Raw genomic sequence first — 22,722 nt, forward strand, 5'->3', positions numbered from 1 at the left:
CCCGCCTATTCAATGCGGAAAGACTCCCCGTTGCCGGTGGTCGCTCCAATTTTCGGTTGCTAACCGCAATCCGTTGCGAGGTTGATTTTTCGATCGCGCGAGAATTTCAGCGCGATCAGAATGTTCAATTGATCGTACTCCGGTTCGCATTGAAACTAAGGGGCAATTCCGACATGAAGAAACTTGCTAGCGGCGTATCTGCCGGTGCGATGGCGATTGCCATGGCCACGCCGGCGGCAGCGCAGGACGCGCAGCCGGCCGCCCAGGCACGTACGGGCGGCGTCGATGTCATCATCGTTACGGCCCAGAAGCGCAGTGAAGACCTGCAGGACGTGCCGGTCTCCGTTTCGGCCATCGGCGCGGAAGCGCTCGATGAACTGAACATCGACACGTTCGAAGACTATCTGGAGCAGCTTCCGACCGTCACGGCAGGCGGCAGCGGCCCGGGCCAGAGCACGATCTATATCCGCGGTCTCGCGTCGACTACGCCGAACCTGACCACCGCCGGTGTTGCCGGTCTTGCTCCCAACGTGGCGCTCTACCTCGACGAACAGCCACTGGCCCAGCCTGGTCGTAACCTCGATGTCTATGCCGCCGACCTCGAGCGCATCGAAGTGCTTTCCGGTCCGCAGGGTTCGCTGTTCGGTGCAAGCTCGCAGGCAGGCGTTGTTCGCCTGATCACGGCCAAGCCCGACCTCGCCGGTTTCTCTGCACGTGCGGCGGGTGGCATCTCCTTCACCAAGGGTGGCGAGATGAGCCACAAGGGCGAAGTGATGCTGAATGTCCCGCTGACTGATACGATCGCGGTCCGCGGCGTGGCGTTCTATGACGACCAGGGCGGCTACATCGATAATGTGATTGGCATCCGCGACCTTAGCGAGAGCGCTCGTTTCCGCGAGGCGGGCACTGTGCGGTCCAACGGCGTTCCGGTCAGCGATCTGCGCGAAGGCTTCCAGGCCGACGCCAATCTCGACGATGTCACTTTCCTCAAGGCCGATAACGCGGCGCTGATCGAGGAAAACTTCAACGACACCACTTACTCCGGTTTCCGCGCCACCGCGCTTTGGGAAGTGACACCCGATTGGAAGCTGACTGTCGCGCACTCGCGCCAGAGCCTCGAGAGCGACGGCGTGTTTTTCGCCGACCCCGAACTTGACGGTCTCGACGATCTCGAAATCCAGCGTTTCGAAGAAGATCGCCTCGAAGACGATTTCTCGAATACCAGCTGGACTATCGAAGGCCGTCTCGCGACGCTCGATCTCGTCTACACCGGTGCCTATACGGACCGCTCGACAGACCAGCGCGTAGACTACACCGACTACCTCTTCGTCGGTCAGTACCTGCCCTACTATATCTGCGATGGCGCGGTGACCTATCCGGGCGACAATGATCCGAGCGGTGTCTGCCAGCCGCCGAACCTCTACGTGAGCTCGGTCAGCAACACCAAGGTCTTCACCAACGAGTTCCGCTTCAGCACCGATCCGGACGTGCCTGTGCGCACTACAGGCGGCGTGTTCTTCTCGGATCTCGAACTGGAAGAGCGGAACGACTTCGCCTACCCCGGCAACGTCGCTGCGGCACCGTTCGGAGAGTTCAAGGCGAACTTCCCGTTCCCCGGTTTCAACACCGATCCCGGCCCGTTCCCCGCCGACACGATTTTCCGTAACGACATCCGTCGCACGGACAAGCAGTTCGGCATCTTCGGTGAAACGACGGTCGATATCGTCCCGGACCTCGTCTCGGTCACTGGCGGCATTCGCTACTACAATGTGCGGGTGGATTTCGAAGGCAGCGCGAACGCGTCCTTCTGCAACAGCTTCAGCGCCGAAGACCAGAACGCATTCGGTACGAACATCTCGGACCTGTACGATGGCGATGGTAGCTTCACGTTCATCGGCTCGTGCAACCCCGACCTGCGACAGACCTTCACGCTGAGCGACAGCCTGGCAGACATTCAGGCAGCCGGCCTGACAGCCTCGCAGGCCCAGCAAGTCTTCAATGCGGTCCGCGCACCGGACGAGGCGAAAGCTGAAGGGGTCATCTACAAGGGCACCGTCAACGTCACGCCGACGGAGGACCTGCTCTTCTATGCGACCTACTCCGAAGGTTTCCGCCCCGGCCTGCTCAACCGGCCCGGCGGTGCAACGAATGGCGCGGGCTTTACCGTGCCCTTCGAGCTTCAGACCGATGAAGTCGCCAACTACGAGCTTGGCTGGAAGATGGACCTGATGGACGGTGCGCTGCGCTTCAACGGCAGTGCGTTCTACGTCGACATCAGCAACCTCCAAACGACGATCTTCGATCCTTCGATCACCAACCTGTTCTTCTCGGCCAATGCCGCCAATGCGGAGATCCGGGGTGTCGAAGCCGATTTCACCCTGGCGCCTTACAGCGTCCCGGGCCTGACCGTCGCCGGTGCCTTCTCGATCCTCGATACGGAGATCACGGAAGTCCTGATCCCGACGAATGACGTGGTCGTGGGATCGGATCTCGCCTTCGCGCCGTCCTTCCAGGGCAATATGCGCGTTCGCTACGAGTGGGATCTGAACGACAACCTCGAAGCCTATGTACAGCCCCAGATCTCACATTCGGCGAACAAGTTCACCGATGTGATCGAGATCAACAAGCTGGTACTCGACAGCTACACCATTGTCGACCTTGCGGCGGGTGTACGCACCCAGAGCGGCTGGAATTTCGAGGTTTTCGCAGACAATCTCAATGACGAGCGCGCCCAGATTTCGGGCAATTACGTCAACGACCGTCCGCGTATCTCGACCAACCGTCCGCGGACGATCGGACTGCGAGTGTCCTTCGACTACTGATCCCGACAGGATCTGACGGAATTGACGGCGGGGGTGAGCTTGGGTTCGCCTCCGCCGTCTTACTTTGTTAGGGGACCGGCATGAGCTCTCGCGATGATAATCTGGCCCAAGCCCAGAAGGCTATGCAGGCAGGAGATTTCACCCGGGGACTTGACCTTGCGGAGGCGTCCCTGGCGGCCAGGCCCGATGACGGCGACGCGCTCTATATGGCAGCAGTTGCATCGCGCTACCTCGGCCGTCCGGGCGATGCTGCCGATTATCTCGCGCGGTTGCATGAGGAGATGCCCGAATACGGACGGGCGTGGCAGGAGGCGGGGCATCTGGCCCGCAAGAGCGGTAATTCAGGCCAGGCGGTGTCAGCCTATCGCAAGGCGACGCGCTACAACCCTGCGCTTGAAGCCAGTTGGCGTGCGCTCGCCGATTTGCTGGCCGCAGAAGGGAATACCCAGGAAGCCCAGTCCGCCCTAATGCAGGCGCAAAGGATTTCGGACCTGCCCAGGGAATTGGTCGCCGTTAGCCATCACCTCCACGAAGGCCGACTACTTCGTGCCGAGGAAATCTGCCGCCATTACTTGAAGCGCAACCCGCGCGATGTCGAAGGGATGCGCTTGCTCGCCATGATCGGGATCAAGCTGGGGGTGCTGGATGATGCGGAATTCCTGCTGGAAAGCGCAGTGGCGTTCGATCCCGACAGCGTACAGCTTCGCCTGGATCACATCGATGCGCTTCGCCGTCGCCAGAAGTTCGACCGGGCTCGCGAAGAAGCCGAGGCGCTTTACAAGCGCGATCCGGAAAACCCGCTTTTCCAGTCACACCTCGCCATCGAGAGCATGCAGACCGGCGACTATGACCGCGCCTTCGAACTCTTCGAAGAAGTCTTGTCGAAACTGCCCCACGATGTCGCGACACTGACCAGTCGCGGGCATGCGCTCAAGACAACCGGCGCCCAAGATGAGGCGGTGGCAAGCTACCGCAAGGCAATCGCCGTGAAGCCCGACCACGGGGACGCATGGTACGCGCTCGCCAATTTGAAGACATATCGTTTCACCGATGAAGAGATCAAAACGATGCGGTCGCTCGTGCAACAAGCTGACCTATCTTTCATGGATCGTGTGCATCTGTGCTTCTCGCTCGGAAAGGCACTCGAGGACCGTAAGGAGTACGAAGGCTCCTTTGCCTTTTACGAGCAAGGCAACGACCTCAAGCGCGCCCAGACCCGCTACAGCGCCGCGGCGATGAGCGAAGAACTCGCCAAGCAGCGCGAATTCTGCACTGCCGAACTGTTCGCCAAGCACGAGGGGGCCGGTTTTCCCGCACCCGATCCGATCTTCATCCTCGGCCTGCCACGCGCAGGATCGACCTTGCTCGAGCAAATTCTGGCGAGCCATTCCCAGATCGATGGCACGCTGGAGTTGCCGAATGTCCTGTCGCTCGCCCATCGCTTGAGAGGACGCAAAGCCGGCCAGTCGCTTTATCCGGCCATCCTGCATGACCTCAGTGCCGAACAATTGAGCGATTTCGGCGAAGCATTCATCGAGGATACGCGGGTTCATCGACAGGGCGCGCCCTTCTTTATCGACAAGATGCCGAATAACTTCCGCCACATCGGGCTCATCCACCTGATGCTGCCGAATGCAAAGATTTTCGATGCGCGAAGGGCGCCCATGGATTGCTGTTTTTCCGGCTTCAAGCAGCTGTTCGCGGAAGGTCAGGAGTTCACCTACGGTCTTGCTGAGATTGGCCGCTACTACACCGACTACGTCGAACTGATGGACCATTGGGACAAGGTCCTGCCGGGCAAGGTCCTGAAAGTGCAGCACGAGGATGTGCTGGATGATCTGGAAGGCCAGGTTCGACGGATGCTGGAGTATCTCGGCCTGCCATTCGAAGAGGCCTGCCTCACCTTCCACAAGACCGACAGGGCCGTCCGTACCGCAAGCAGCGAGCAGGTGCGCCGACCCATCAACCGCAGCGGCCAAGACGCCTGGAAACCATTCGAGCCGTGGCTTGGTGATCTCAAGAGCGCGCTCGGGCCACTCGCCGGATAGTCCTACGCCATGTCCTCGATAGTTATCGAAGCGGACGATTACGCGCTCGCCATCAATCCCGAAATCGGAGGCAGTTTCTCGGCATTTCGGTGGCGTGGTTACGATATCATGCGGTCCGCCGTGGGCGACGGGGTCCTCGATAGCTCGTGCTTCCCGCTCGTGCCCTTCAGTAACCGCATAGCGGGTTCGCGCTTCGAGTTCGGGGGGCGGACAGTACAACTTAGCCCGAACCATCCGACAGCTCCGCAAGAGCCGGTCTTGCATGGCTTTGGCTGGACCTCGCATTGGGATGTGGTCGAGAAATCCGACCGGCATGCGATCATAGGTCTGGAATATCGGGAAGGCCCTTGGCCGTGGCAGTTCAGAGCGCGTGCAGGATATGCCCTCGATGCATCCGGCCTGCACGCTTCCTTGTCGCTCAGAAACCTGGCGGACGCTCCCATGCCGGCAGGCCTGGGCTTCCACCCCTATTTCCCGCGCACTTCGCAAACCGTCTACCGCGGGCTTCATCATGGCGAATGGCAGGTCGACGAAGCCTGCCTTCCTCTCGGATTGAAGCGCCATAGCCAATCGCGAGACTGGTGGGGCGGGCAGCCGGTCGACACACGGATCGTCGATACCGTGTATGCGGGCCGTGAAGGACACCTGGATATCATTTGGCCCGAGCGGCAACTGATCGCGCGCATTTCGCCCGGCGACGACCTCGATTGCACCGTCATCTACGTGCCGCAGGGTGAAGACTATTTCTGTGTAGAGCCGGTGAGCCACGCGACCGATGCAATCAACCGGATGCCGGACGAGGGCGGGATGCGCACGCTTGCCCCCGGAGAGGAATGGACGGTCTCGATGTCGATCGCGGTGCGCGGAATCTCTTAGAATACCGGCCTGACCGGACGATCAAGATCTCGTTCCAAGTCCGGCAGCGCCGCGCGTTCCGCGATGACGACCACCGAGCCACCAAAGCCCGCGCCGGTCATCCTGGCTGCGCCACGCCCCTGAAGCACATTGTCGATGCGTTCGGCGAGTTGGTCGACTGCCGGAATGCTCACTTCGAACAGATCACGCAGGGAGGCGTGCCCCTCTCGCAGGATCGACGCCATCGCCGAGAGGTCCGCTGCCATGATGGCTTGCGTAGCTTTTTCGACGCGGTCGATCTCTTCCACGACATGGAGAGCTCGCTTGAACTCCAGCTCATTCAATCCCGCGCTCTCCAACATGACCCTGTCTGCATCGCGGAGGCTCGCAACTCCGATCTTGCGCGCAGCGGCTTCGCACTGTTGGCGCCGCAGGTTGTATTCCCCGTCGACAAGCCCGCGCGTTACTCCGCTGTCGACAATCGCGACGGCCCAATCTGACGGCAGCTCAAACTGCTCGTAGTCGAGGGTGCGGCAGTCGAGGAGCAGCGCTTTGCCCGCTTCCCCTGCCGCTACTGCCATCTGGTCCATGATGCCGCAGGCAACGCCTGCCCAGTCGTGTTCGGTACTTTGGGCAGCTTTCGCAAGCGCGCGCGCGTCAAGGTCGAGACCCAAAGCAGCGCTAACCGCACGCCCAAGCGCGACACAAAATGACGCGGACGACGAAAGACCCGACCCACGGGGCAGGTCGCCGCGGACCAATAGGTCCAGGCCCGTGCCAGGCGGGAGATCGAGATGAGCGACCATCCCCCGCGCATAAGATCGCCAATCGGTTTCTGTCAGGCGGGAGGGCTCAAAGGCAGCAAACCGGTCGCTCGCATCCAGATTGGCAGCGCGAACGGCAATCTCGCCATGGTCGGCAGGCGACCATGCCACCGCGGTCCCTTCGCGGACGGGCATCGGCAGGACCAGGCCATAGTTGTAATCTACGTGTTCTCCGATGAGATTCACGCGCCCCGGCACGAAGGCTACGCCTTGTGCGGAACGGCCAAACGCCGCTGCGAAGTCATCTGCCGTATGCTTGATCAGCTTTGCGCTCATCGAAGTTCCGCCCTGATCCGCTCTGCCGCCGCTTCGGGGGTAAGGTCGCGCTGGGCTTCGCCCAACAGTTCGAAGCCTACCATGTGCTTGCGAATGTCCGGCGACCGCAAGAGCGGCGGGTAGAAATGAGCATGGAGACGCCAGTGCCCGGTATCGTCCCCCAGTTGATGCGGGGCTCCATGCCACCCCATCGAATAGGGAAAATCGGTATCGAACAGCCGGTCGTAGGCGGGAAGCAATTCGCCGAGAATGTCGACAAGCGCCTCACGACCCTCTTCGTCTAGATCCTCAAGCCGGCGGTCATCGGCCCGCACAATAAGCAGGGTCTCGAATGGCCAGGCGGCCCAATGCGGCACGATCACGAGCCAGCGTTCATTCTGGGTAACGATGCGTTGCTGCGCTTCGGCCTCTCTTTTCGCCACTTCGGCCAGCAGGCTCGTCCCGGATCTCTCGAAATATTCGCGTTGCCGGTCATCTTCGCGCCGGACTTCCGTCGGCACGAAATCGCTGGCCCAGAGCTGTCCATGGGGGTGGGGCGATGACGCGCCCATCATCGCGCCCTTGTTCTCGAAGATCTGGACATAGGCCCATCGGGACCCGACCTCGGCCGAGAGCGAACACCATGTGTCGACGACCGACCGCCTGTTAGTGGCGGACATGCGGGCGAGGGTCGCCGAATGGTCGGGGGAATAGCAGATGACCCGGGCTTCGCCGCGCGCCGGTTCTTCGATGAAAAGGTCGGCATCCGCGCGCTTTTCGCTTTCCTCCAGAAGAGCGGGAAAGTCGTTTTGAAAGACGAAGGTGCCTTCGTAGTCGGGGTTGGTGATCCCGCCGCTTCTTTCGTTGCCCGGACACAGATAGCAGGTCGGATCATGCCTGGTCCGCTTTTCGTCCTGCGCTTTCTTTCGCTCTCCCTGCCAGGGTCTTGCCATGCGTTGGGGGGAAACGAGCACGTATTCCCCGGTCAGCAAGTTCTTGCGGCGATGGGGCGCGGTTTCGCTCATGCTGCCTCGAGGTGGAATATGGCCGCACCTTCTGCGTTCAAGGCGGGAAGCGGAAGACCCGCATGCGCCAGCCAGTACCCGCCGAAGGTGAGCGGTGTTTCTCTCATTGCGTCAATTGCCTTGCCGCTGCGCGCCGCGAGGACGTGGTCGCCTCCGACCAGGTCCAGCAGACGCACGTGCCAGTCCTGCCCTGCCGCGAAGGGAAGCGGGAGCTGCGCATCGCGCCGTTGGTGGGATACTTCTGTGCGCATGATCCAGACAATGTATTCACGTCCGTTACCTTGCGCCTGCCACGTCAGCCCATTGGGCCCCTCGCCAAGCAGGGTTTCCCCGCCATGCGCAAGACCGCGCCAGCGTTTGTAGAACTTTACCCATTGATCCAGGTCATCGCGTTCAGACGGATCGAGTTCAGTCGGATCGAGTTCGATGCCGAAGTGACCCTGGCAGGCAACTGCCGCCCGAAAGCCGAGCGATTGTGATCGGCCGGTCGCGTGGCTTGGCGAAGCCCCGACATGGGCGCCCATCATTTCCGGCGGGAAGAACGCCAGGAAACCGCGCTGCATCGGGATGCGGGCGATCGCGTCGATATTGTCGCTCGTCCAGAAGCGGTGGACATAGCGGGCAATGCCCGCATCGATCCGTCCCCCGCCGGCCGCGCAGCTCTCGATTTCGACATCTGGATGCGCCTCGCGAATGCGTGCAAGCAGCGCGTAGGTGCCGCGAACCTGTGCCGATCCGCCCGAAGGGGCGTGCGCACGGTTGTGGTCCCACTTCAGGTAAGAGATCGGCGCCGAGCAAAGCAGGCTGTCGAGTTCTTCGAAGAGATAGTCGCGAACGGCGGATTGCCGCATGTCGAGGACCAGCTGAGAGCGTGCGGTCGGTCCGGGAGTGTCGCGGTTGGCGAGTGCCCAGTCCGGGTGAGCCCGGTAGAGATCGCTGTCCGGATTGACCATTTCCGGCTCTACCCAGAGGCCGAACTCCATGCCCAGGCTCCGGACGTGCTCGACTATCGGTGCCAATCCCGCCGGGTATTTTCTTGGATCCGGTTTCCAGTCGCCTAGGCCGGCCCGGTCGTTGTCGCGGCCCTTGAACCAGCCATCGTCCAGAACGAACCGCTCGACCCCGATTGCGGCAGCAGCGCTCGCGAGCGCTTTCATGCGCGCCTCGTCATGCGCGAAATAGCACGCTTCCCAGCTGTTGAGATGGACCGGACGCGGTCGCATCTCACCTGCCGGATATTCGGCCATCGCGCGAACCATCGAATGTTGCTGCGCTGCGACGCCATTGCGCCCCGCTCCGGAAATGGCGACCAGCATCATCGGGGAATGGTAGCTTTCTCCAGGCTCCAGCCGGACCTCCCCGTTGGGAATGCTTGCTTCGGCGGTCAGCAACCACATTCCCTCGTCATGCTTTTCGATTGCCAGGCGGCTGTCGCCTGACCACGCAAGCTGAGCAGAGAGCGCTAACCCCGAGTGCCACCCGCATTCACCGGCCAAGATCTGGCAAGCGGGTGGCCCGCCGTGTCCCGTCAGCCCCTCGCGGGTTGTGCGATGCCAGCCATGCGTCGGCATATTCTCGACACATTCCTCAAACTCGGCGGCATGACGGCCGCGCCAGGAAATGATCCGGTCGGCATTCGCGAAGACGGGAAGCAAGGCACTGGCGAGGCTGGAGACGACGACCTCTTCGCGCCCCTCGTTGCGGATTGCGGTTTCGACCGTTAGGCCGGATGCCAATTTCGAGAACCGAAGCGAGCAGGACAGCTTTTCCCGGTCGTCGCTAAAGCGGAGTTCGATGCGATCGCCGGATGACGTGGCCTCGAAACTGGTGAATTCCAGATCGAGCGCACGCGTGTCTTTCGCGAGCAATGAGAGGATCGAGGGGCCGAACCAGCCGGAACCGTGGAGCGGGAACACGGGTACCGGTTGCGGCTCGTCGATCGAGAAGGTCGTTGCACCAAGCAGATCTCTTGCTGCCGGCAGATTACCCGGCTCCAGCCTTTCCCCGAGGTGACGCCAGGCAAATCCACCCTCGGGCAGGCGTTCGATGACGAGGCTCCACTCGTCCCCGTGGAGTTCCAGAAGGTCTGCCTCGCTCATGCCTGCGCGGAAACTTCGCCCTTGCCGCGGAACAGGGAAAGGCCAAGCCATTCCGCGCGCCGTCCCAGAACGAACCTGTTGAAACCGAGCGCGGCCAGAACCGACGTGAACAGGGTGACCACCATGAAGTCGATGTAGTGGATGCCGACCGCCTCGGAGAAACCGGCATTGAACGTGAACAGGCCATACAGCGAAATGCCCCAGACCACGCCTGCGATAGCCGAGCGGGCTGCAACGTTGCGGAACAGCAGCCCGACGATGAAGGCCGACAGGATCGGCATGGAGGACAAGCCGTTGAGCTGCTGGAGCAGGTTGATGATGCTCTCGGCGTTCTGGAACAGCGGCACCATGATGATGGCGAGGATGGTCGCCACCACGCTCATTGCCGCGCCCAGCTTCCAGTGGTTCTTCACTTCGCCGACGAAACGCTCGTGGAAATCGACCGAGTAGAGCGCGACGGTGGAATTGAGCACCGCGCTGAAAGTCGTGATCACCGCGGCAGCGACCATGGCCGCGAAAGCGCCGGAGAGCCAGCTCGGCAGAACCTCGGCGACAAGGCGGCCGTAAGCGGCATCGCCCACGTCACCGAACAGCTTGAAAGCGACGACGCCCGGGATCACTACGATCGGCGGGACCACGAGGATACGCACGGCTGCAGCTGCGAAGACGCCCTTCTGCGCTTCCTTAACGGTGGGCGCGGCCATCGCCTTTTGCGTGATGTTCTGGTTGGTCGACCAGTAGAAGATCTGGATGAATGCCATGCCGGTGAAGAGCGTGTGGAACGGGATCGGGCTGTCGGCGCTGCCGATCATGCTCAACCTTTCCGGCGGCACGCCGGTAACGATGTCGAAATCGACCGCCGCCAGCGCGAGGAATACGATGACCAAGGCGAGGAACAGGATTCCGATGCCGGAGAATGTGTCCATCACGGCCACAGCCCTCAACCCGCCGAAAATCGTATAGGCCGCGCCAATCAGTGCCAGGCCGAGAGAGAAGGCCAGCAATGGCACATCCGCCCCGAACAGCGATTGCAGGAACAATCCTCCCGAATAAAGCGCCGCGGGTAGATAGATCAGCAAGTTACCGAATATGAAGATCGCCGAAATCAGCGTGCGGATCGAGCGTCCGTCATACCGCCTTTCGAGCAATTCCGTGACCGTGGTGCAGTTATACCGATAGTAAAGTGGCACGAAGACGAAGGCGAGTGTCATCAGGCCGACGAAGCCCGCGATCTCCCACCATGCCAGCAGCAACATCTGGTTGCCGTTCATCCCGACCAGCTGGTCGGTCGACAGGTTGGTGAGCGTAATCGCGCCGGCCACGAAGACCCAGCTCAGGCCCTTGCCGGCGAGGAAGACGTCCTTTTGAGATCCGTCGTGCTTTGCGCTTCTGACCTTCCACCAGGTCAGCAGCGCGACGAGAGCCGTCAGCCCGACAAAAACCGCGAGCTGCCCCGCATTCGCGAAATCCGCTGTATCGCCGAACACCATTCCCTCCCGAATAGGCTGGCATCCATCGCATATTCGGCGATAGACGCAAGCACATGGAGAGACAGTGATGCACCTCGGCGTTTGCTATTATCCCGAACACTGGCCCGAGGAACGCTGGGCCGAGGATGCGCGCCAGATGCGCGAGATCGGGCTCGCCCGCGTCCGGATCGGCGAATTCGCGTGGAGCCGCATCGAGCCCGAGCCCGGACAATACGATTGGGACTGGCTCGACCGCGCGGTCGAGACGCTGCACTCGGCGGGGCTGGGAATCATCATGGGGACGCCGACCGCAACGCCGCCGAAGTGGCTCGTCGACAGCATGCCGGACATGCTGGCGGTAGACCGCGAGGGACAGCCGCGCGGGTTCGGCTCGAGGCGGCACTATTGTTTCAGCCACGAAGGTTATGGCGAAGAAGCGCGCCGGATCACGCGCGTCGTGGCGCAGCGATACGGACAACATCCGGGCGTGGTCGGCTGGCAGACCGATAACGAGTACGGCTGCCATGACACGGTGCAGAGCTTCTCGCCTGCCGCACGCGATGCCTTCCGCCGCTGGCTTGCCGAACGTTATGGCTCTGTCGCGGCGCTCAATGAGGCGTGGGGGAATGTGTTCTGGTCGATGGAATACCGTTCCTTCGACGAAATCGAGCTACCCAATCGGACAGTGACGGAAGCCAATCCGGCGCACTGGCTGGCTTTCCGCCGGTTTTCTTCGGACCAGGTTATCCGGTTCAACAGGGCGCAGGTCGAGATCCTGCGCGAAGTATCGCCCGGCCGCGACATCATGCACAACGCGATGGGTTTCTACACCGGTTACGACCATCACGACCTTGCGCAGGACCTCGATGTTCTGGGCTGGGACAGCTACCCGCTCGGCTTCCTCGAGATGTTCCGCTTCACCGAGGAGGAAGAGCGTGACTTCGCACGTCAGGGTCATCCCGACATCGCGGCATTCCACCACGACCTTTATCGCGGGTGCGCGAAGGACGGGCGCTGGAACGTGCTCGAACAGCAGCCGGGGCCGGTGAATTGGGCGCGCTACAATCCCGCACCTCTGCCCGGCATGGTCCGGCTCTGGACCTTGGAAGCCTTCGCCCATGGGGCGGAAATGGTCAGCTATTTTCGCTGGCGGCAGTTTCCAAAGGCGCAGGAACAGATGCACGCAGGCCTGCTGAGGCCGGACGGGGAGCCTGCACCCGCTTATGCCGAGGCAGCGTCGGCTGGACGAGATATCGCAGACCTCGGCGCGGTCGGCGAAGCACCCAAGCATGCCGCGCTCATTTTCTCGTACGACAGTGAATGGATCACCCAGATCCAGCCGCAGGGGGAAGGGCGCTCTGCCCTGTGGGCTGCATTCTCCGCCTACTCCTCGCTCCGGCGGTTGGGCGTCAACGTCGATATCCTCCCTCCCGAAACCGAACTGGACGGGTATTCGCTGGTCGTGGTCCCCTGCCTGCCGGTGATGACAAGGGGGCTCGCCGACGCCTTGAAGAGATTCGATGGCGAGATCGTCGTCGGCCCGAGGACAGGCACCCGCGATACGGATTTCGCAATTCCGAGTGGCTTGGTCGATCAGGAATTCGCTGATCTGATCGGCGGTAAGATCGTCAGGAGCGAAAGCCTGTCGGACAGGTTGCAGATCGCCGGAGACGGATGGACTGCGAAGGGGTGGCTCGACCACTATGAAGGCGAGGCGGAACCGGAATTCGTGGCGGGATCGGGCGAGGTTTGCAGCTATCGCCATGGCAACCTCCGGCTATGCTGCACATGGCCGCAAGGGAGCATGTTCGAACGATTGGTCGAAAGGGCAGCAAGGGATGCGGGTTTGCCCCACGAAGCTTTACCGACGGGGATAAGGCACCGCACTTGCGGGAGCACCCGATTCACCTTCGACTATCTGACCGCGCAGATATCCTTCGATTGAGTCGGATTGTCGGGCGGGCGTTCGACCTATAGGGTCTCGATAAGCAACCGATTCTTGCGTTTGAGGAGAGAGACGATGACCAAAGCCTATGCCAATCTGATCGACGGAGAGATGGTCACCACCTCCGACACCATCGAAGTCGTCAATCCCGCCAACGAACAGGTCATCGGGGTCGTGCCGTCGTGCACGAAGGACGAACTCGACCGGGCCGTCGATGCAGCCCGCCGGGCCTTCAAGACATGGAAGAAAACGAGCGCGGAAGAACGTCAGAAGGTGGTCCAGGGCATCGCGGCCGCGATCAAGGACAATGCAGAAGAACTGTACCGCCTCCTCACCAGCGAGCAGGGCAAGCCCCATGCGCAGGCGCAGCAGGAAATCTACGGCGCGGCAGGACTTGCCGCAGCGCAGTCGACCCTGACCCTCGATGATGTGATCAACCAGGACGACGACACGCGCCTGTCGCGCACGCGGCGTGTGCCGGTTGGCGTGGTCGGCGGTATCGTGCCGTGGAACTTCCCGATCATGATGGCGATCCAGAAGATCGTGCCTGCCTTGGTGGCAGGGTGCACGATCGTGCTCAAGCCGTCGCCGTTCACCCCGCTTACGACGCTGCGCATTGCGGAACTGCTCAAGGACGTCGTGCCCGCCGGTACGGTCAATATCATCACCGGCCCCGACGAACTGGGACCGATGATTACCGAGCATCCGGGCATCGACAAGATCACCTTCACCGGCTCCACCGCCACCGGCAAGAAGATCATGGAAGGCGCATCACGCGACTTGAAGCGCATCACGCTGGAACTTGGCGGCAACGACGCCTCCATCGTCCTGCCCGATGCCGATGTCGAGAAGGTGGCCGAACAGCTGTTCTGGTCGAGCTTCTCCAACGCCGGCCAGGTCTGCATCGCGGCCAAGCGCATCTACATCCATGAAGACATCTATGACGATCTCAGCAAGGCGATTGCCGAATATGCCAAGGGCGTCGTCGTCGGCGACGGTTCGCAGCAGGGCACCGGGGTCGGGCCGATCCAGAACAAGAAGCAGTTCGAGCGCGTTTGCGAGCTGATCCAGGACGCCAAGGACAATGGCTACCAGTTCCTGACTGGCGGAGATACCGATCCCTCGGGCACCGGATATTACGTGCCGATCACCATCCTCGACAATCCGCCGGAAGATGCGCGCATCGTAGCGGAAGAGCAGTTCGGGCCGGTCATGCCGCTGATGAAGTTCTCGACCGTCGAAGAAGCGATCGAGCGCGCGAACAATTCCGAATACGGTCTCGCTGGCGCGGTCTGGACGAAGGACACGGAAAAGGGCGTCGAGATTGCGGAGCAGCTCGAAACCGGCACTGTCTGGGTCAATGAATTCATGCAGCTGTCGCCCTTCACGCCATTCGGCGGACACAAGCAATCGGGCATCGGTGCCGAATACGGTCTCGATGGTTTGAAGGAATTCACCAACCCGCAGGTCATCACGGTAAAGCGCGACGCTGCGGTTTGATCAGGTATCGAGCCGAGGTGTCGCGACCGGCGGCATCTCGGCTCACGCTCTCCGCTGACCGATCTGGGGCGCGTATCCCGATCCGGCGAAAGGGTTGTTCATAGCTTTGGCGATGGCGTCCGGCAGTTCGATTTCACCGCCGAGCACGCGCTTGGACGATAGGCCGATGCGCACGTCGTAGCGACCGCCCTCGGTGGAATAACGCCCGTCCTCACGATGTTGGCCGATCTGGTCTCGACCAATTTCGAACGTGACCGTCCTGCGCTCGCCAGGGGCCAGCTTGACCCGCTCGAACCCGCGCAGGTTCAGGCGGCTGGGTAGGTGGTTTCCGCGATAGCGGCGCAGGTAAAGCTGGACTGTCTCGATCCCGCCGACATCCGCCAAGTTCCGAACCTGGACGCTTGCCACCAATCGGTCGGCGGCCAGATCGAGGGTGAAATCGGTCAACGCGAAATCTGCATAGTGCAAGCCATGCCCGAAGGGCAGGCCGCGGTTTCCGTTGCCCTCTTTGATGGCGACAGGAAGCTTGCCGGACGGGGACGCTTCTCCGGTGAGCACCTCCGCGATTGCATGGCCGCTCATCGTGCCGAGTTGTCCGGCGTGGAGGACGCAGGCAAGCGGTTCGTTTCCTATGATGGGATCGAGTGCCGCTGCGCCGAGGGTCACAAGGACGATGCGATCCGTTACCGTACGCAGTGAGGAAAGAAGCTGTCGTTCGGCTTCGGCGAGAGCATTGCCTTCCCGGCCGCCGAGCACGACGATGACCGTGCGTGCCCGCTTTGCTGCTTCGCAAGCCATACCGATCGCCATGCTGTCCGCTTCGATCATCCGGCCGATGTTCCCCGCATCGTGACGAAGGGCGAGACCCGGCGCGAATTTGTGCGGGATACCAAGCTGTTCGAGCCCGTCGATCAGGCTGGCGGCAAGTCCCTTGCGCCCGGCAAGGGGAGCGCTGCGGTCTGTCGCGGCAGCACCGATTACGAGGAGATCACCGGAATCGAAGCCCAGCGGCAGCAAGGCCGGCTCGTTGCGCAGCAGGACGATCGAACGCGTCGCGAGATTGAGCGCCGTTTCCCGATTCTGGATCGGCGTCGGCAAGCTGCCCCTGCTGCGTATGGCCTCTTTCCCCAGCGGTAGGGTAAATAGTCCCAGCGCATATTTCGCGCGCAAAACCCTCGATACAGCGTCGTCGAGACGTGCGAGCGGTAGCTTTCCCTTCTCGATCGCCGCAACGAGTGCATCGACCGGCATGGAATCGCCGCTTTCGATCGGTTCGCTGTCACGCGCGGCGGCAGCCAGGGATTTCCATTCGGAAAGAATAATGCCGTCGAATGCGCCAGCCTCTTGCAAGAAGGAAAACGCCTTTCGGGCGGCACGACGCCTTTGGACGTTACCTCCGCCGACGGAAATCGACCCGAGATAGCCCTGCCTCACAACGCTCGCAGCGACGCGCATGGCTTCCGCGATATTCTTCTCCTCGGCGACCCCGGAAGCAGCCCGCCCGACTATCGAGGCGAGGTCCAGGCAAGCGAGCACGCCTTCGCGTCCGGCCTCCCCGTTGGCCTGCAATCCCCGGACGCGCGCGGCGGCGATAGCGGCGACGAGATCGACCTGGTCATCGCGGGACGTATCGGGCTGGCTCGAAAGCGGCAGATATCCGGCATCGGGTGACAAGGCCCAGTTGCAGCCCAGGGCTTGGGCTTCCTCCGCGATGACGGCTTCGGCAGCAGCGATCGCTTCCATGTCCCAGCTTGCAGCTGCCGTCAGCGGGGTCGGGAAGATCGTTTCGATCCCCGTGCCGGTCTCCATCGGGAAGAGGAGGGGGATGCCAAGCCGGGATTCCTCTATCGCGATCTGCTGGAAAGCTTCCGCCTGGATCTTCGAGGAAATCCCCTCAACCGCCGTCACGCGGCCACTGCGCAGGGCCTGCGTGAACCGTTCGACCTCTGCACGGTCCTGAGGGTCTGGAGCAGACACGACGGCGAGCTGACCGGCTTTCTCTTCAATCGTCATGTAGGCGAGAAGGTCGGCGACAACCCGCTCGCCATCAGGATCCGGAAACGCGTGAATCACGAGCCAGCGCCTTCCATCCAGCCCGCGTGGAGCTGGTGCACCGGCCGTAGCCAGGGCTGAAAACGCTTGGACATCGATCCTCCCGAAAATGCGATCGCCGGCATCGGCGAGGCGCTGGAAATTCAGGGGTGGACTGTGCCAATCAGTGGTAAATTAACGGTTATCACCCGACGCGGTTCGACCGCGCGAAACACTCGCTTCATCAATTTCCGGCGAGACGATTTACAGATATAAAAATATCTTTATATGTTCGGGAAATGCGGACCGAAGCGATCTTCCGTGCCCTTTCCGATCCGACCCGGATGCGTATCCTGCGCCTCCTGGGGTCGATGGAACTCGCGGTGGGCGAAATCGCACAAGTACTCGGACAGAGCCAGCCACGGGTGTCGCGCCACATCGGCATCCTGTGCGATGCCGGACTGGCCGAACGGCGCCGGGAAGGTAGCTGGATATTCCTTCGCGCACGCAGCGATACTCCGATGTGCGGCGATGTCCTGGACCTTCTCTGCCAGGCGGAAGAGGTGGACGAGGAACTCGGGGCCCTGTGCGAGGGCGATCGACGCAAACTTTCCGAAATCCGTTCTGCAAGAGAGCATCAGGCCGAGCAGTATTTCGCAGATCATGCCCACGATTGGGACGAACTGCGCCGCCTCCATTCCTCGGACGACGAAGTGGAAAGCGCCCTGCGATCCGCCCTGGGCGAAGGAGGGCTTGGACGCCTGCTCGATATCGGCACGGGAACAGGCCGGATGGCGGAGCTGTTCGCCGAAAAAGCGGACCACATCGTCGCGCTGGACAAGAGCCTTGCCATGTTGCGCGTGGCCCGTGCCAAGCTCCAGCACCTGCCTACCGATCGTGTGGAGCTGATGCAGGGGGACTTCGCTTCTCTCCCGTTCCCGCAAGACAGTTTCGATACGGTCCTGTTTCACCAGGTGCTGCATTTCGCAACCGACCCACGCCCGGTTCTGGCGGAAGCGGCACGAGTTACGCGGGAAGGCGGCCGGATCGCCATCGTGGACTTCGCTGCACACCACCGTGAAGACCTGCGCGAGCGCCATGCCCACGCACGCCTGGGTTTTGCCGACGAGCACATGGCGGGATTGCTGTTCGAGGCAGGATACGATCCGGCCGACCCGATATCGCTCGAGGATGGCGAGCTGGCAGTTAAAATATGGGTCGCGCGCCGCGATGCGGCCCAAGCAAGGAAAGTAATGTGAGTCCGACACTCGACCAGATGCGTGAAGCGCAGAGAGCCCTGGAAACCCCGCTGTTTTCGGGCCTTCCGGGCGATATCGACGTCAGTTTCGAATTCTTCCCGCCCAAGAGCGACAAGATGGCGCAGACGCTCTGGGAAAGCGTCGAAACCCTGGCGCCCCTGTCGCCGCGCTTTGTTTCCGTGACATACGGGGCGGGCGGTTCCACCCGGGAACGAACCCATGCGGCAGTCCGCCGGATCGTGAACGAAACCTCGATGCCCGCTGCGGCCCACCTGACGTGCGTCAACGCGACGCGCGAGGAAGTCGACGCCGTGGCCCGCGAATACTGGGACGAAGGTGTGCGGCATATCGTCGCGCTACGCGGGGATCCGCCGGAAGGCGGAACCGCCTACACGCCGCACCCCGGTGGTTATGCCAATGCGGTCGAATTGATTGCCGGCCTGAAGCGGATTGCCGATTTTGAAATCTCGGTCGCAGCCTACCCCGAAGTGCACCCGGATTCTCCCGATCGGCAGGCCGATCTCGACAATCTGAAGCGCAAGTTCGATGCCGGCGCGACCCGCGCGATCACCCAGTTCTTCTTCGAGCCGGAATGTTTCTTCGATTTCCGAGACAAGGCCGTCGCTGCCGGGATCGAGGGCGAGATCGTGCCCGGGATCATGCCGGTCCTGAGCTTCGGCGCCGTCCAGCGCATGAGCGGCCTGTGCGGCACCGGCATCCCCGAATGGATGGAAGGGCTGTTTGCAGGGCTCGATGAGAAGCCCGATGCCCGCCAGCTGGTTTCGGCCACCATCGCCGCCGAAATGTGTCGCCGCCTGTATGCCGGCGGCGTTCGCCAGTTCCATTTCTACACTCTCAACCGCGCCGAGCTGAGCTATGCGATTTGCCATATGCTCGGCCTGCGACCTAAGGCCTGACAATGTCCAAGAGAGACGAATTCATCGCCGCTGCAGCGCAGCGCATCCTGATCAAGGACGGGCCCTATGGCACCGAGATCCAGCGCGCCAATCTCGCCCCCGAGGACTATGCGGCGGGCACAGACCTGACGCAGGACCAGAAAGGCAATAACGACCTGGTCAACCTCACCCAGCCGCAGGTGATCCGCAAAATTTGCGACAGTTATATCGACGCGGGCGCACATATCCTCGCAACCAACACCTTCAACGCCAACCGGATCAGCCAGGCGGATTATGGCGCCGAGGGGCTTGTGCGCGAGATCAACGTTTCAGCCGCTCGCATCATCCGTGAGGCAATCGACGCACGCGAGGATGGGGTCCAGCGTTTTGTCGCAGGGGCGGTGGGGCCGACCAACAAGACCCTATCCCTTTCGCCGGATGTCGAAGACCCCGGTTACCGTGAAGTGAGCTTCGACGAGATCGTCGACGTCTACCGCGAACAATGCGCAGCGCTGATCGAGGGCGGGGCCGATTTCATCCTGGTGGAGACGGTTTTCGATACGCTCAATTGCAAGGCCGCGATCATGGCCGTGAAGCAGTTGGAGCGCGAGCTCAGGCAGGACATCCCGGTGATGATCTCGCTCACCCTGACCGACCTTTCCGGGCGCAACCTGTCCGGCCACACGGTGGAGGCATTCTGGCACACGGTGCGTCACGCCAAGCCTTTGACAATCGGCCTCAATTGCAGCTTCGGCGCGGAGCAATTGCGGCCCCACGTCCAGATCCTGTCAGACATCGCCGACACCTACCTCATGGCCTATCCCAATGCGGGCCTGCCGAACGATCTCGGTGAATATGACGAGGTGCCTGAGACGACGGCCGCGCTGACCCGCGTGTGGGCGGAAAACGGCCGTATCAATGCGCTGGGCGGATGCTGCGGATCGACGCCTGATCATATCGCCGCGATGGCCCGCGCCGTTGAAGGGCTGACGCCGCGCAGTGTCCCGGACAGCGAGGCTGAAATGCGCCTCGCAGGACTTGAACCTTTCACGATTGCCGCCTGATGAGTGACCTTACCACTGCCCGTTTCGTCAATATCGGCGAACGAACCAATGTGACCGGCTCGGCCCGGTTCAAGAAACTGATCATGGCGGACGATTACGACACCGCCGTCGAAGTCGCGCGCCAGCAGGTCGAGAACGGCGCGCAGATAATCGACGTCAACATGGACGAAGGCCTGCTGGACGCCGAAAAGGCGATGACGACCTTCCTCAAGCTGATCGCCGCCGAGCCGGATATCGCTCGCGTCCCGGTAATGATCGACAGTTCGAAATTCGAAGTGATCGAGGCGGGACTCAAATGCGTTTCGGGCAAGCCGATCGTCAATTCGATCAGCATGAAGGAAGGCGAAGAGGCTTTCCTCGAACACGCACGCATTTGCATGGATTACGGCGCGGCCGTGGTCGTGATGGCCTTCGACGAGACCGGCCAGGCCGACACGAAAGAGCGCAAGGTCGAAATCTGTGCGCGGGCATACGACCTGCTGACTGGGATCGGTTTTCCCGCCGAAGACATCATCTTCGATCCGAACATCTTTGCCGTGGCGACCGGGATCGAGGAGCATAACCGCTACGGGCTCGATTTCATCGAGGCGGTGCGCGAGATCAAGCAGCGTTGTCCGCATGTCAAGACCAGTGGCGGGCTATCGAACCTGTCATTCAGCTTCCGCGGCAACGAAACCGTGCGCCGCGCGATGCACTCGGTCTTCCTCTATCACGCGATCCCCGCCGGGCTCGACATGGCAATTGTCAATGCGGGCCAGCTCGACGTCTATGACCAGATCGACCCCGAACTGCGCGAAGCGTGCGAGGACGTCATCCTAATGCGCAGCGAAAACGCGACAGAGCGGCTGATCGACCTTGCCGAAAGCTACAAGGGCAAGTCTGCGGCCGACGAGAAAGCCGCAGAGGAATGGCGGGGTTGGGACGTGGCGCGCCGGCTCGAACACGCGCTAGTGAAGGGTATCGATGCGCATGTCGTCAGCGATACAGAAGAGGCGCGCCTGCAGTTCGACCGCCCGATCGAGGTGATCGAAGGCCCGCTGATGGACGGCATGAATGTGGTCGGAGACCTGTTCGGCAGCGGAAAGATGTTCCTGCCCCAAGTGGTGAAATCCGCACGCGTCATGAAGAAGGCGGTCGCCCACCTCATTCCCTTTATCGAAGCCGAAAAGGAAGCGTCCGGCCTTGCCGACCAGTCCAAAGGCAAGATCGTGATGGCCACCGTGAAGGGCGACGTCCACGATATCGGCAAGAATATCGTCGGCGTGGTGCTGCAATGTAACGGCTACGAGGTCATCGATCTCGGCGTCATGGTGCCGTGGTCCACGATCCTTCAGACCGCCCGGGACGAGAAGGCCGACATGATCGGGCTCTCCGGCCTCATCACCCCGTCACTGGACGAGATGGTCACCGTGGCGGAAGAAATGCAGCGCGAGGGTATGACCATGCCGCTGCTGATCGGCGGGGCGACCACCAGCAAGGTCCACACGGCTTTGCGCATCGATCCGGCTTACGACGGGCCGGTGATCCATGTGCTCGATGCGAGCCGTGCGGTGGGCGTTGCCAGCCGCCTGCTGTCCGACACCCAGCGGGACGAGTTCGTCGAGACCACCGCAGCCGAGTACGGGAAGGTGCGCGACGCGCGGGCAGGGAAGGGTCAGAGTGTCCTGCTACCGATCGAGGAAGCACGCGCGAATTTCTACGACGCTTTCCTGTCCGACAAGGCGGCCCCGCCGCTCAGGCCGGGAATCCACGCCTTCGACGATTGGGACTTGGCGGACCTGCGCGAATACATCGACTGGACGCCCTTCTTCCGCGCCTGGGAATTGCACGGCACCTATCCGGCAATCCTGACAGACGAGGTGGTCGGCGAGACCGCGCAGCAGCTGTTCGACGACGCCAACGCCATGCTTGACCGCATCGTCGAGGAAAAGTGGCTGACCGCGAAGGGCGTGGCCGGATTCTGGCCCTGCGCGCGCGACGGGGACGATGTCACCATCCACCGCGTCGATCGCGAAGAGCACGTGGTCCTGCCATTCCTGCGCCAGCAGGTGAAGAAGTCGCGCGACCGGGCGAACATGTGCCTTGCCGACTTTATCGACCCGGCAGGGGACTGGATCGGCGGCTTCGCCGTCGGCATCCACGGGATCGAGCCGCATTCCAAGCGCTTCCTCGAAGACAAGGACGATTATTCCGACATCCTCCTCAAGGCACTGGCCGACCGTTTCGCGGAAGCCTTTGCCGAGCGTCTGCACCAGTTCACGCGAACCGACCTGTGGGGCTATGCGCCGCAGGAGCAGCTGACCAATACGGCGCTGATCAAGGAAGAATACCGCGGTATTCGCCCAGCACCGGGTTATCCTGCGTGCCCCGACCACAGCCTCAAGCCCATCCTCTTCGACCTGCTCGATGCGGAAAGGCATGTCGGGCTGACGCTGACCGAGAGCTTTGCCATGTATCCCACGGCGGCGGTCAGCGGGTTCTACTTCGGCCATCCCGAAAGCCAGTATTTCGGCGTCGCCCGGATCGGCCGCGACCAGCTGGAAGATTACGCCGCGCGCCGCGGTGTGGATATTGCGACGGCGGAGCGCTGGTTGAGGCCCAATCTGGATTGACCGCAGCGCCGTGATCGC

At 61.9% G+C, this 22,722-nt stretch carries 15 protein-coding genes; 10 read left to right on the forward strand and 5 right to left on the reverse strand.

The window, feature by feature from the left end; all coding sequences use genetic code 11:
• The first annotated feature begins 173 nt into the window (after positions 1–173).
• The 3 genes from BM173_RS04795 to BM173_RS04805 all read left to right on the forward strand — a co-directional run bounded on the left by BM173_RS04795 (position 174) and on the right by BM173_RS04805 (position 5,746).
• Entirely contained in the window at positions 174–2,822 is a 2,649-nt protein-coding gene (locus BM173_RS04795) for a TonB-dependent receptor (protein WP_090477817.1), read from the forward strand.
• A gap of 80 nt (positions 2,823–2,902) precedes the next feature.
• Complete coding sequence (locus tag BM173_RS04800) at positions 2,903–4,870, forward strand: tetratricopeptide repeat-containing sulfotransferase family protein (protein ID WP_090477820.1); 1,968 nt, start codon at positions 2,903–2,905, stop codon at positions 4,868–4,870.
• Between the two features lie 9 nt (positions 4,871–4,879).
• Positions 4,880–5,746, forward strand: a complete 867-nt coding sequence (locus BM173_RS04805) for an aldose 1-epimerase (protein ID WP_090477823.1) — start codon at positions 4,880–4,882, stop codon at positions 5,744–5,746.
• On the opposite strand, the gene galK is transcribed toward BM173_RS04805, so the two are convergent.
• From galK to BM173_RS04825, 4 genes are read right to left on the reverse strand one after another with little or no spacing between them, the layout of a single operon-like run.
• Positions 5,743–6,825: a galactokinase gene (gene galK, locus BM173_RS04810; protein WP_090477826.1), complete on the reverse strand. Its 1,083-nt coding sequence runs from the start codon at positions 6,823–6,825 to the stop codon at positions 5,743–5,745. The two genes, BM173_RS04805 and galK, sit on opposite strands and share 4 nt — an antisense overlap.
• Complete coding sequence (locus BM173_RS04815; protein ID WP_090477829.1) at positions 6,822–7,829, reverse strand: UDP-glucose--hexose-1-phosphate uridylyltransferase; 1,008 nt, start codon at positions 7,827–7,829, stop codon at positions 6,822–6,824. Before BM173_RS04815 ends, galK begins: the two co-directional genes overlap by 4 nt.
• Positions 7,826–9,928 (reverse strand): alpha-galactosidase, encoded by a 2,103-nt coding sequence (locus tag BM173_RS04820; protein WP_090477832.1) that lies wholly within the window; start codon positions 9,926–9,928, stop codon positions 7,826–7,828. The genes BM173_RS04815 and BM173_RS04820 overlap by 4 nt, the downstream gene beginning before the upstream one ends.
• On the reverse strand, positions 9,925–11,415 hold the full coding sequence (locus tag BM173_RS04825; protein WP_245755754.1) for an SLC5 family protein: 1,491 nt from the start codon (positions 11,413–11,415) through the stop codon (positions 9,925–9,927). The genes BM173_RS04820 and BM173_RS04825 overlap by 4 nt, the downstream gene beginning before the upstream one ends.
• Before the next feature lie 70 nt (positions 11,416–11,485).
• Between BM173_RS04825 and BM173_RS04830 the strand changes: the two genes are divergently transcribed.
• Together BM173_RS04830 and BM173_RS04835 are read left to right on the forward strand one after the other, a co-directional pair.
• Positions 11,486–13,342 (forward strand): beta-galactosidase, encoded by a 1,857-nt coding sequence (locus tag BM173_RS04830; protein WP_090477837.1) that lies wholly within the window; start codon positions 11,486–11,488, stop codon positions 13,340–13,342.
• A 75-nt stretch (positions 13,343–13,417) separates the two neighbouring features.
• Positions 13,418–14,842 (forward strand): aldehyde dehydrogenase family protein, encoded by a 1,425-nt coding sequence (locus BM173_RS04835; protein ID WP_090477840.1) that lies wholly within the window; start codon positions 13,418–13,420, stop codon positions 14,840–14,842.
• Between the two features lie 42 nt (positions 14,843–14,884).
• On the opposite strand, the gene BM173_RS04840 is transcribed toward BM173_RS04835, so the two are convergent.
• Positions 14,885–16,915 (reverse strand): glycoside hydrolase family 3 C-terminal domain-containing protein, encoded by a 2,031-nt coding sequence (locus BM173_RS04840; protein WP_090477843.1) that lies wholly within the window; start codon positions 16,913–16,915, stop codon positions 14,885–14,887.
• 66 nt (positions 16,916–16,981) lie between these two features.
• On the opposite strand from BM173_RS04840, the gene BM173_RS14560 reads away from it, so the two are divergent.
• Genes BM173_RS14560 through metH form a run of 5 tightly spaced genes read left to right on the forward strand, consistent with a single transcriptional unit; the run spans position 16,982 to position 22,704 of the window.
• Positions 16,982–17,149 carry a hypothetical protein gene (locus tag BM173_RS14560; protein WP_177201802.1) on the forward strand — a complete coding sequence of 56 codons (168 nt, stop codon included), beginning with the start codon at positions 16,982–16,984 and terminating at the stop codon, positions 17,147–17,149.
• Positions 17,150–17,172: 23 nt separating this feature from the next.
• Positions 17,173–18,132 carry an ArsR/SmtB family transcription factor gene (locus BM173_RS04845; protein ID WP_090477846.1) on the forward strand — a complete coding sequence of 320 codons (960 nt, stop codon included), beginning with the start codon at positions 17,173–17,175 and terminating at the stop codon, positions 18,130–18,132.
• Positions 18,133–18,149: 17 nt separating this feature from the next.
• Entirely contained in the window at positions 18,150–19,049 is a 900-nt protein-coding gene (gene metF, locus BM173_RS04850; protein WP_177201815.1) for a methylenetetrahydrofolate reductase [NAD(P)H], read from the forward strand.
• Positions 19,050–19,051: 2 nt separating this feature from the next.
• Positions 19,052–20,092, forward strand: coding sequence for a homocysteine S-methyltransferase family protein (locus tag BM173_RS04855; RefSeq protein ID WP_090477848.1), 1,041 nt, complete (start codon positions 19,052–19,054; stop codon positions 20,090–20,092).
• A complete protein-coding gene (metH, locus tag BM173_RS04860) occupies positions 20,092–22,704 on the forward strand; it encodes a methionine synthase (RefSeq protein WP_090477851.1) in 2,613 nt (870 codons plus the stop codon). Before BM173_RS04855 ends, metH begins: the two co-directional genes overlap by 1 nt.
• Positions 22,705–22,722: the final 18 nt, after the last annotated feature.

The sequence above is a fragment of the Qipengyuania nanhaisediminis genome (genome assembly GCF_900115585.1).
Taxonomy (GTDB): domain Bacteria; phylum Pseudomonadota; class Alphaproteobacteria; order Sphingomonadales; family Sphingomonadaceae; genus Qipengyuania; species Qipengyuania nanhaisediminis.